The sequence below is a fragment of the Mucilaginibacter sp. genome (assembly GCF_039925265.1).
Classification (GTDB): Bacteria; Bacteroidota; Bacteroidia; order Sphingobacteriales; family Sphingobacteriaceae; genus Mucilaginibacter.
In genome coordinates this window covers 1-12,251 of record NZ_JBDSZG010000062.1, presented here as the reverse complement: position 1 = coordinate 12,251, position 12,251 = coordinate 1, and the positions used below count along the sequence as shown (strand labels likewise).

The 12,251-nt window shown below is 43.6% G+C and carries 6 protein-coding genes; all 6 read right to left on the bottom strand.

What is annotated here, in order from left to right:
* Positions 1-851 (bottom strand): family 43 glycosylhydrolase (locus ABIX36_RS26395; protein WP_348085164.1); only part of this gene is annotated, 851 nt, incomplete at its 3' end.
* 169 nt (positions 852-1,020) lie between these two features.
* On the bottom strand, positions 1,021-2,493 hold the full coding sequence (locus tag ABIX36_RS26390; RefSeq protein ID WP_348085163.1) for a cellulase family glycosylhydrolase: 1,473 nt from the start codon (positions 2,491-2,493) through the stop codon (positions 1,021-1,023).
* A gap of 63 nt (positions 2,494-2,556) precedes the next feature.
* The gene (locus ABIX36_RS26385) at positions 2,557-4,053 is read right to left on the bottom strand and encodes a glycan-binding surface protein (RefSeq protein WP_348085162.1); all 1,497 of its coding nucleotides are present in this window, start codon (positions 4,051-4,053) and stop codon (positions 2,557-2,559) included.
* Between the two features lie 25 nt (positions 4,054-4,078).
* Entirely contained in the window at positions 4,079-5,668 is a 1,590-nt protein-coding gene (locus ABIX36_RS26380) for a RagB/SusD family nutrient uptake outer membrane protein (RefSeq protein WP_348085161.1), read from the bottom strand.
* Positions 5,669-5,699: 31 nt separating this feature from the next.
* Positions 5,700-8,891 (bottom strand): TonB-dependent receptor, encoded by a 3,192-nt coding sequence (locus ABIX36_RS26375; RefSeq protein ID WP_348085160.1) that lies wholly within the window; start codon positions 8,889-8,891, stop codon positions 5,700-5,702.
* 568 nt (positions 8,892-9,459) lie between these two features.
* Positions 9,460-12,251, bottom strand: a 2,792-nt coding sequence (locus tag ABIX36_RS26370; protein WP_348085159.1) for an ATP-binding protein, incomplete at its 5' end; no start/stop codon positions are given.

Genomic DNA, 12,251 nt, shown 5'->3' with positions numbered 1-12,251 from the left:
GGTTTATCAATATTGCTATAAGGCCATTCAGTGCGTTCATCCCAACTCGTACAATAGCTATAAACCCAGGTTCCATTGATAAAGTTAAGGTCGCTGGCCTCATTAAAATAAGGAGCGGGTATCTTAGAAACATTGCCGGCCAAACTGATCATATCTGCTCCTAATTTGACGATCCGGGCATTGTCCGGCATATATTTTGTTTTAGGCGTTCCGGCTCCAAAACTCAGCCAGCCTGTACCCTGGTCGTCTATCACAACTCCTGGATCGAATGGAGCATCGACATCTACACCGGGGACAGAACGGTCGACTATGTTCTTTCCTAATGGGTCTTTCCAAGGGCCAACGGGAGAAGTGGAAGTAAGCACGGCTGAGCCACCACCGCCATTGGAGTAATACAAATAGAAGTGCGTTTTACCGTCTGCTTCCAGTCTGGCTGTAATAGAAGGTGCCCAGGAATTCAGACTCCATGGTGCCAGCTTTGCTGTATTTATGAGGCCATGATAAGTCCAGTTGACCATATCATCGGAAGACATCATGACCAATGAACGGATATGCTCGTATGAATTTTTTCCACCCTTTCCTACATGCTCATACTGTTCATGATCATTCGTGGCGTACACATAAATTCTTCCATTGTATTCTATCGCCGTTGGGTCGGCCGTAAACATAAAATCTAATAAAGGATTCGCATTATTGGTGAGAAGTTTCGGCGAAACATTTGCAAATTTTTGTTCCAGTTTTTCATTAACCACTTTCGGTTTATCCGCATTAGTCTGAGCTTCTACATCTTTTTTATATCCCAAAAAAGAGATAGCAAGGACCGTACCTAACAACACTTTTTTTCTAAACATGCTTTTTTTACTTTACCTAAAAAACGAATACTCGTTAAGGGTTAATTTCAATTGATTAATTATTCTTTAAGCTAAGTAACAAGAGGTTAACCCTTCCCGGGGACTGGCGAACGCTTAACCAATCTCAGGGAAGGGAAATAACCTTACGCTATAATTGACACTATACTTTTTACTTATATCCTTCCTTAATGGCATCATACAAAGCCTGATCCTTTATCACATTATTTTTTCTGTCTAAAGTAAAACCTATCTCCCACCAGAATGGCATAAGGCCATTCGCTCTCATAGTTTTGGTGGCAAACGTTGCCCAGTAATCTACAGACTTGTTGTGCATAGCCAGATCCATAGGAAGAGGCTTGCCGACGTTGGCGGCAGTCCGCCTCCAGGATGCATATTCACCCAGTATTACAGGGATACCTTGATCAACAAACTTTTTCATCTTTCCGTATTCAGCAATCAGCGCATCCTCTTCTCCAAAGGTGGCGTTGCGATCCGGCTCAATAGTAGAATGATTCCCTTTCCCCCAGTAAAAAGCCATCCTACCCCAACTTGCGTCTCCATCGATTAGTAGATTAAATGTAGAAGGCGAGTAGCTATGTACCTCAAGCATCATACGGTTAGGTACCGGGTCGTGAGGAAGAGTAGTCATCAGGTCAGAAGTTAAATAACTGTCCGTTGTGGGTCCCTGCACAACCAGCACGCGGTTACTGTTCCTGCCCCCGGTAGAGCGGACTGCCTTGATAAATGTTTCGTGGTAAGTATTGAGTATAGCCATTTGTGCGGCATTATTAGCTGAAGGTTCATTCGCGCCGGCAAATAAAAGGTGCTCATCAAAGTCACGCATGGTTGTAGCAATCTGCTCCCAAATAGCTTTTTGCATGGCGTTAACGGAATCTTGCTTTATGGCATTGACATTATTTTCCAGCCAGCCACTATCACCATGGGCATTCAGTATTACATACACATCATTAGCCACACACCATCCAACCACTTCTTTCACCCGCGCAAGCCATGCAGGGTCAATTGTTGCCTTGCTACGGTCGCTTAAATGGCTCCAAACCCAGTTACAAGGAAGCCGTACGGAATTGAAACCTAAACTTTTTATAAATTTTATATACGATTCGGTAACTTTGCTATTCACCCAGTCGGCTTCGTTTGGCGATTCCATGGTATTGCCAATATTTATTCCCATCCCCGTACGCATTTTTGCCGCCAGTTGCACGGCATTACTGGCCATTCCGCTCATATCCGGCGCTATGGGCGATGTATTATAACTTTTGTATATGGTTGGGGCCTGGGTAACCTTCACCCTTCGGGCCTGGCCGTTGGATGCACTTAGGTATAAAGTACCAGAGCGGGTTGCCCCTGTAGTATTTTCCGACAGGGTTGTTACCTGAATTACAGTGGTGCCACTGTTACCTGATGCTGTGCTTAATTGCAACCACGAATAAACAGGGTTGCTGATAGTCCAATCGCTACTAGAGGTAAAAGATAAATCTTGTGTTCCGCCTTCAGGCGTAAATGCGATGGCAGATTGGGTAACCGTTAGTTCCGGGGCTGCGTTTTTTGTCTTTTTACAGGAGTATAAAGATATAACTGCAATAAGAGCTATCAATATTGTAAAAGAATACTTGATCTTCATTTTGTCTTAATTTTTAATGAGTTAAAAAAGCCCCACAGCGGTATGCTGCCGTGGAGCTGTAGGCTATTTGATTTTCACACACCTAATATTGTCAATAGCGGCATAACAACCCGTTGCAGTTGTCGAACTACCGAAATTTTTAAGGGTCATATTATAACTATTCGCACCGGTAGGCCCTAATAATTGGTTTAATTTAGTAACTGATTCACCATCCCCTAATTCGTTAACTTTTGATCTGAACTCAGATAAAGGAATAGTTACGGTTTGCCAACCTTTCGTTTGAAAAGCAACGGTCTTATTTGAACCAGGAATTTTCCATGGTTCATAACGCGCAACATAACTGTCACCTGCAAATTCAGTTCTAATATAAAGAGTACCTCCATTCCATGGGTGGGCCACACTTATTTCAAATTGAAGGGCCCATTGTGAAGGAGGATCTGTAATACTTGCCACAGGTACCCAGTGATTACCCGTATTAGAATTACCCAATGGGGCGTACGCACTGGCACCGCCAGCTAAAACAGGAGAATCAAAATATATATACATAGTATTATTTGTTCCCATCGAACCATTAAAAGCGGCCACAGGGCCGAAAGCCAATTTTTCATCTCCCCACCAGGCATAACCAAAATTATCACCCCACTCAAAATTTGCTAAAAGGCCATCAGTAACGCCATTTTGAGTATTTACTTTATAAGGAGTAGAAACAGTTCCATAACTGGTAACAATGGTCACTGGCCCACTAGCGTAGCTGTACTTACCCGGAGCCAGGAACTTAACATAAGCGCCACGTGGGCCTTCTGTGAAATTTGTAATAGTAGCACCGCCAAAAGAAATTGACTGTACCGTTTTAAGGTAAGCACCATAAACATAAACCGAATCACCAAGGTCGGGATTACCGTTGGAAATGGCGGCAATGATTGGCTTTGCATTTATGGTATCCCGGGCTGTACCACCTTTAGTAGTCACTACGATAAACTTGTCGGATGTTGTTGCCGGCATCAGAAAACCAAGAGCGGTACCATTGGCATTCGAGTTAAATTTTGGAATTTTGGTTCCGCCGTATGACAACTGTTGAACCAGTACTAAATTGCTACCATACAGGTAAACCGAATCGCCGGGAGCGGCAAACACATCGGATATGGCGCTAAGAGTTGGTGCAGGCGGCCCTAATTTAAAGGCGAACGTTGTTGTGCCTGCTGCCGTTGCATATTCTACCGTATAAAGTTTAGTGGTATCAATTTTTGAAAACTCTATGTTAGGGATTTGCACCACGGCACTGTTAGGCGCAAATAATGCGGCATTGAACGAGGCCGCTACCCCATCAAAATTTATTTGAGTTGCATTTTGCAAATTCTGCCCTGTTATTACCACCCATTGGCCCTTTGCCACAGCGCTATTTAAAACCGTGTCGTTTGGCGAGACTACATAGCTTTTGATGCTTGCAATAACAGGCGGGGCGCTGTTGGTTGCAGCATCTTTCTTACAAGCCGGCAGAAAAGCCACCAGCAGCAGGAGAAGCGGCAAATAACATAATTGTAAATATGATTTATTTTTCATAACAATATATTTAAGTTTTTTTTGATTAATAATATGGTACCGGTGGTTGAGACAATTTAGGGTCGCTGGTAATCTCTGATGAGGGGATCGGCAACGTAAATGAATTGATAGTTGCCGGAAGCGTAGATGGCGGGGCAATAGTATCCCTTGTAGCTATTTTAGTTGCCGGGTCATAAGTAAACGAAATCCTACCGTGGGTAGCATCCTGGTCATTCAGGAACTTCACCGCATTGCTCGGATCGTAATAAGAATACCTAACCAGGTCCATCCAATATTGCCCTTCAAAAGCAAGCTCAACTCTTCTCTCCGTACGCATCGAAGTTGGGGTTATCGCAGTCGCAATATCCACGCCGGCCCTTGCCCGCACTTTATTAAAATAAAGCAGCGCTTCACCATCACTCGTGCTCGCATTATTGCCCAAAATAGCTTCGGCATAAACCAAATACACATCGGCCAATCTAAGAATTGCATTATGCTCGATGGATGACCATATATCCATTGTTGGCGAATTGTTGTCTTTTTCGTTACCAATAATATGTTTTTTCAGGCCCGAACCTGTCGCCTTAAAACCACCGTTGGCCTGGTCCAATTCGGGGTAAAGATCCCCGTTCAGCATAATAGTGGCTTTGCGCCTTACCGTATCCTTAGCCGAATACATCCGGTATAGATCATAGGTTGGCTGCAAGGCTTGCCATCCGCCTTGTTTTTGAGGGAGGATAGCGCTTGATGGCGAAAAATAAGTTTGTATATTATTGCCATTTCCATAACCTACGCCCGCGGCCCATTGAAGGGAAAACAATGATTCCTGGTTATCGTTGTATTGTGCCTTAAAAAGGTCGGCATAGTTAGGGAGCAACGACAACCCGCTATTTTTACATACGTTGCCCGCGTACTTTTTAGCACTGTCGAGCAAGGCCTGGTCGCGGCTGCCGCTTTTGCCTACGCCCGCCATTGTTAAATATACTTTGCCCAGCATCCCCTGCGCCGACCAGGTAGTTACCCGGCCCTTTTCGTCTGTTTTGGGCAGGTATTGCGCTGCGTAGGTAAGGTCGTTGGCAGCGAATTTATAAACGTCTGTAATAATATTACGCGGAAGCAGCGGTTCTTTGATCAGCTTGCTGTTGTCTTCAATAATGGGCACAGCGCCCCAATATACCGCCAAATGGTAATAAGCTACGGCACGGACAAATTTCGCTTCTGCTATAGCAGCATTCTTGTCTGCTGCCGAAATGGACGGGTCCGCCTGTTTCTCTATGGCATTGATAACGCCATTACATTGCCCTATAACGTTGTACAGCCCAACCCAGCCATTTGTTACAAGGCCATTTTGCGCGGTAATGGTGCGTGTAAAAAGCTGTACCAAATCGTTGCTGTACTGAAAGCTGCCGGTGCCGCTCAATACGTCGCCAAGCGGTATCAAGGCGCCATTGCTCCATTGCCACCACAGCGAACCGCCGTAAAGGCTTGCCGTAGCCAACCGCAGATCGGACCTTGTTTTGTAGAAATTAGTAGAACTTATCTGCGAATTGGACGGGCGGTCCAAAAAGCTCTTTTTACATCCCGCCACTGCTGCCGTGCATAGCAGGATGATGAAAATTTTGTGAATTGATTTCATAAACATATATTTTTAATCGGTGATCGTTTTATTATTTCAAGGTTATGTTTGCACCAATGGTAAACACCCTTGGCTGCGGATAATAACCGCTGTCCCAACCTGCCTGGAGCGGGTTCCACGAACCTATTTCAGGATCCATGCCTTTATATTTTGTAATTATAAATGCATTGGATACATTGGCATATACCCTAAAAGAACGCACAGATATTTTTGATAAAAGACTTTCGGGCAAGCGGTAACCGAAGGTGATATTTTTACACCGCAGGAATGAACCATCCTCGATCATCAAGCTATTAGGACGGTTATTGCTGTTGGTATTATCATTCCTCACTCCTACAACCGTTGTATTTGGGTTGGTAACATATACATTGTCAACATCGGTTGCAGAGCCGGCAGGATCTACCAGAGCCAGTTGCGCATAGTTTAGTACCGATGTGAAAAAAGTGGCATGATTTCCCGGATCAGTTTGCAGTATAGCCATTTGATTGAACACTTTGTTGCCATAGCTGCCGCTGAAGAAAATATTCAGGTCGAAGTTTTTGTAGTTGAATGTATTATTGATGCCGTACTGGAATTTCGGGATCGGGGAACCCAAAAAGGTTTGATCTTTTGAGTCGATAACGCCATCGCCATTCAAGTCCTTGAACATACGGTCGCCGTACCAGATACCACCGCCCGCTGCAGAAACCGGGTAAGGATCGCCGTTTTGGTCGGCAGGCCGGGCATGGTTTTGCAAATCACTTGGCGTTGCAAATATCCCATCAAATACATAGCCATAAAATTCGCCAATGGGCTGGCCCACCACTGTTTTTTCAATTATATCGTTAATTACATAAGATTTCTGGCTTAAGTTGGCTTGGTCTCCGCCTGCACCTAAACTGGTCACTTTGTTGATATTCCGCGAGATGGTAAAACCGGTTTTCCAGGTGAAATTTTTAGAACTAATATTGGTGGCATTTATTTGGAAGTCAACCCCTTTGTTGCTTAGCGAGCCCACATTGGCATAAGGCGCTTGCATGGATCCCGGGCCCCAGCCCCCTACAGTACCGGAGTATGCCGGAAGCGGCACTTGCAGTAAAAGGCCGTGTGTTTCGCGGTCGTAAACGTCTAAGGAGAAACTTAACCGGCCGTTATAAAACGTCCCGTCAAGCCCTGCGCTGTAATAATTTGTTTTTTCCCACTTCACGTCAGGGTTTGCCAAGTTGTTCTGGAACTGCGCTGTGCCTGATAAGCCATTTGAAACCGTTGCAAGCTGGGTTACAAAGGTATTGCCCGGTATGCCCTGGTTGTTGGTTAGCCCATAGCCAACCCTCAGCTTCAGTTCATCTATGCTCTTCACCCCTTTCAAAAACGACTCGTTATTGATTTTCCAGGCAAACCCGCCCGAATAGGTAGTAACCCAACGGCTGCCGCCCGGGAAATTGGAAGAACCATCGGCACGTATATTGCCGGTGAGCAGGTACTTGTCGTCCCAGGAGAAATTGGCGCGGCCGAAATAGGATTCCTGCGCACTGCCGCCCGTAGGGTTCGATTGCGAATTATCGCCCGAGTTTGTGGCTGTGGTAGCGTCGCCGGCATTAATCGCCTGTACATTGTCTGAAGCAAAATTCCTTCGCGCGGCGCCAACATTCTGGAAAGTGCTCTCCTGTGCTTCGTGCCCTGCCAAAGCATTGAAATGAAGTTTATTGAAATTATGGTTATAATTCAGGAAGTTACGTATTACGATATAAAAATTTTGGCCGGCGGAAGAGGAACCGCTGTTAGGGCTGGGAGTACCTTTGCCAAAAGAATAGACTGGCGAAAACCTGTCTGCTGTATTAAAATCGAAATTACCCGATACCTCGTTCCGCAGCGACAGGTCGTTAGTAAATTGTATTTCGGCATACAGGTTGCCAAATACCTGGTTCCTCTTTTTTTGGTCTTTGATAATTTTCGCCAATGCCACCGGGTTGGCAACTGGCTCTACATAACCGGCGGGGTCGGTAACACCGCCAAAGGAGCCGTCAGAGTTGGTTACCGGGACATCAGGGCTAATGCTTAGCGCGGTGCCAATTACACTATTGCCGGTCGCACTTACATTTTCGTCAACGTGCGCCAATTGAAGGCTTGTGCCTATTTTTAGCCAATTGGTGGTTTTATTGTCCAGGTTCAACCGTACCGAGTACCTGGTAAAATCAGACCCAAGGGCTATCCCCTGCTGGTTAAAATACGAGGTTGATAGCAAATATTGGGTCCGGGCATCCCCGCCGCTTACCGTAAGTGTGTGATTCATCATCGGAGCCTTCCGGAATAATTCTTTTTGCCAGTCGGTGCCGGGGCCCAGGTATTGAGGGTTGGCAAATTGGGGCCTGGTATCAAAGCCCCAGGCAACGGCCCGGGCATTAATTATAGTAGCAAACTGTTGCAAGTTTACGGTAGGGAGCCGCTTCATTATTTCCTGGTAGCCCGAATAGACATCATAAGTTATCTGCGGTGCCCCGGCTTTACCCCTCTTTGTAGTGATAACAACTACGCCATTGGTTGCCTGCGAACCGTATATGGCTGTTGCCGAAGCATCTTTCAATACATCTATAGATTCAATTTCGGCAGGGTTGATGCTATTTAATGGATTGGAACCACGGCCGGGATCACCAACCGGTGGGATAATAATACCATCTATTACGTACAGTGGCGAATTGGAGCCGCTTATTGACGATACGCCACGTATTTGGATAGATACGCCGCCACCGGGCTGGCCCGATACCTGCTGGACCACAACGCCGGCAACCTTGCCCTGCAGGGCCTGGTCGAAAGTAGTGGGTTGGGTTTGGCGAAGGTCGTTCCCCGATATTGAACTTATTGCACCGGTAACATCTTTTCGTTTTGTGCGGGCATAACCGGTTACAACCACTTCATTTAAATTACTGGAAGTAGAACTTAGCTTAACATTTATTGTAGCAGTCTGTTTAACACTCACCTCCTGGGTGGAGAAACCTAAAAAGCTAAAAACAAGTATGTTTCCAGGGGCAGCTGTTATGGAATAATTACCATCTACACCTGTTACCGATCCGATAGTTGTCCCTTTAAGCCTAACGTTTACTCCCGGCATGGACTCGCCACTCCCGGCACTTGTTACTTTTCCGGTGATATTTAAGGTTTGTGCATGGGCCGAAATGAAAAGGAACATGCCCATAATAATTAATGAAATTCGGTATTTCACTCTCTTTTGTAAATTTTTATCCATCTTATAAAGGGATTTTAAGGTTTTTTAATTGGTTCATTGTTGGTTGGTTGGTTTTCAATCTTGGTTTTTCTTCATAATCTAGTAAGGTGGTCTTTATTGGGTTTGAAATTTATTGTTCAATTATTATTTAATGTCTCAATCTGGTGTGTCGCCAAAAAGCTAAGCGATCCACTTACCCGCTCATATCAAAAAGGCTTTATTTTGAGGTTTACTCTAAGCGGAAAACTCTCAGTAAAAAGATTCCTGCAGGGTGAAAAAATCAAAAAAGCGAAAAACGCGTAAATGGCGTTTTTTGAAATAATCTAACTTGATGGTTTATAAATCAGGGTTTACATATAATAACTTGGTCGTATTATATTAAAGTAAATGTACCCTGTACGCCCATATAACCGAGTGTGCTAATGTGGGTGATTGGTATGAAAAATGTCAATCTTATTAAAAGTCAAATTATTGACAATCAGATAATTAACGTAATAAACAGCGAGAAAAAATGATTATACCGACCCTTGCAAAGGCTTTTTTTTTCACAACTACAATCTATTTGAATCGGTGGGATTGACTTTAGAAATCAATCTATACTGTCCAGGTACTCGGAAGGTGTCATCAAAAATTCTTCTTTAAATACTTTAGAAAAATATTTGGCATCATTGAAACCAACCTCATAGGCAGTTTCGGCTATGGTGAATTGTTTTGTGAGTAGGAATTGTGCTGCTCTTTTTAACCTTACCGACCTAATAAACTCAACCGGAGTTTTGCCAGAAAGATTAAATACTTTATTATATAATGTTGCACGGCTCATATTCATCTTACTGCTTAGCAATTCAACTGAAAAGCTGGCATTTGGAATATTTTCTTCAATGACCGTCAATAACTTTCTCATAAATTTCGTATCTGGAGTTTCGATTTCCAGGTCGCCCGGTTTCGCTTCAATTTGCCTTCTATATGTTTCTTTTGCTACTTGCTGATTTTTAAGCAAATTATGAACCTTAAAGCGTAATATGTCAAAATTAAAAGGCTTGGAAAGGTAGTCATTCGCCCCGGTCTCCAAACCGGCCAGTTGTTTTTCATCACCGGTGAAAGCAGTAATTAATATAAATGGAATATGTTCGGTGCGTTTATCGCTACGGATCTTTTTACAAAAATCAATACCATCAATTTCGGCCATGTTAATATCGCTTATGATCAGATCGGGATGTAAAGCTAATGCCTTTTGCCAGCCGTCTTTACCGTTTACGGCTTCGGCAATAGTATATAAATGCCTAAGATCATCTTTTAGATAGGCCCTGAAATCGGGGTTATCCTCCACAATTAAAATGGTAATATTTTTATCGCGTTTTTCATGAATTGGCCTGTCGGATTTAGGAGCTTCCACTTCTTCGGGGGCATTTTCAATACTGGTAAATTTATTATTCTGGGATATCATTAATGGCAGCCGCACAATAAAACAACTCCCTTTCCCATGTTCACTTTCAACAGAAATGGTGCCACCCATCAGATCAACAAACTCTTTAGTAATTGACAAGCCAATGCCACTTCCCTGGTTAATTAACGAAGCGGGCATGTCATTCTGAAAAAACCGCTCAAATATTTTATTGTGCTTTTCAGCGGGAATACCTACACCCGAATCTATCACCTTAATTTCAAGCAAGGTCATTCCCACGTTATTGGATTCCAACAACCTTGCTTCAACTGCTACATTACCAAAGTCGGGGGTAAACTTAAAAGCATTTGAAAGCAGGTTAAAAAGTATTCTTTCAATTTTATCCTGATCAAAAAAAGCAAATCCCGAATCAGTATCACACTTAAATGAAAAACTGATATGTTTTTTATCCGCCAGATCTGTAAATAAATCGCTTGCTTCTTTAATAATTTTAATGATATCAGCTTCACGCAGGTCAAGCTGAAGTTTTTTTACCGCCATTTTACTAAAATCCAATAGCTGGTTAATCATGTTAAGCAACCGCTTAGAATTTTCGTGTATCAATTGAAGCTTTCGCCGGCTATAATTATCATCAGCCTGTTTTAACAACTTTTCAACCGGCGCCATAATCAAGGCGAGAGGCGTTCTGAATTCGTGACTAACGTTGGTAAAAAAATCTATTTTCATTATATCCAGCTCGTGCTTATCCTGTGCTTCCTTTCGCTCGCGCTCGATCTCAAACCGGGTTTCGATTTTTTTAATGCCTTGCTTGCGGATGTAATACAATACCGCCAGGATGGAGAAAACATAAATAACATAGGCGATTGGCGATTTCCAGAACGGAGGCAATACCTTTATATTTAATTTTATATAACTGGGCTTCCATTTCCCCTCCTGGCCAATAGCCCTTACCTTAAAGGTATAATCGCCTCCATCAAGGTTGGTGTAGGTAGCTTTCCGGGTAGCATTTTCGGCGGTAAGCCACCCTTTATCGAAACCTTCCAGCATATATTGATGCGTTATTTTATTGGGGTTAAAGAAATTTAACGCCGCAAATTCAATGGTAAACACATTTTCACTGTGATTAAGCGTTATCTCGCGGGTGGCCGAAATTGCTTTAGATAATATGACATGACCGTCAATTACTTCATTGGCTGCTATGGTTTTGTTGAATAATTGAAAACCGGTGAAAATCAATTTAGGCTCATCGATATTCGGATGTATACCCACTGGGTCGAAAATATTGAAGCCGTGCGAGCCGCCAAATACCAGTTCCCCTTTATTGGTTTTCAAAGCTGCATTTACAGTGAACTCTCTGCCCTGCAGGCCATCTGTTTCATCAAAGCTTTCAAATTGAAACTTATAGGTGCCGTTGCCGGGTGTCACCGTTATCCGGCCCAGTCCGTTTGATGTACTTAGCCACATGGCGCCCCTGTTATCTTCCAAAACCCTCGAAACCTGGTTGTCGGGCAACCCGTCCTTTTTCATCAGCGAGATAAAACGGTTTGTTTCGGGGTTCAGTATGCTTAGTCCGTCCCTTGTCGCTATCCATATCAGGCCGCGGCTGTCCTGCGTGATATTATGGATGTCATCATTGATCAAACTGTTAGGGTCGTTTTTCTTTTTATTATAATATATAACGCCACGTCCATTTTTCAATATTTTACTTATCCCAAAATATCCTCCTACCCAGAGATTACCTTTGGTGTCTTCAAAGAGAGCTGATATATAAGGCGACCTGATAACCGTTTGCTTAAAGGGAGCGAAAAATATTTTTTTGTCTCTGTCAAATATTTGCAACCCCGCCGCAAAAGTGCCTATCCATAACCGTTTCGATGAATCTTCCAGGATATTCCATACCCGGTCATCAGCAATGCTCGTGGGCACCTTGTCATTATGTTTGTAGTGAATAAATTTTCTTCCGTCAAAATGGTCCAGCC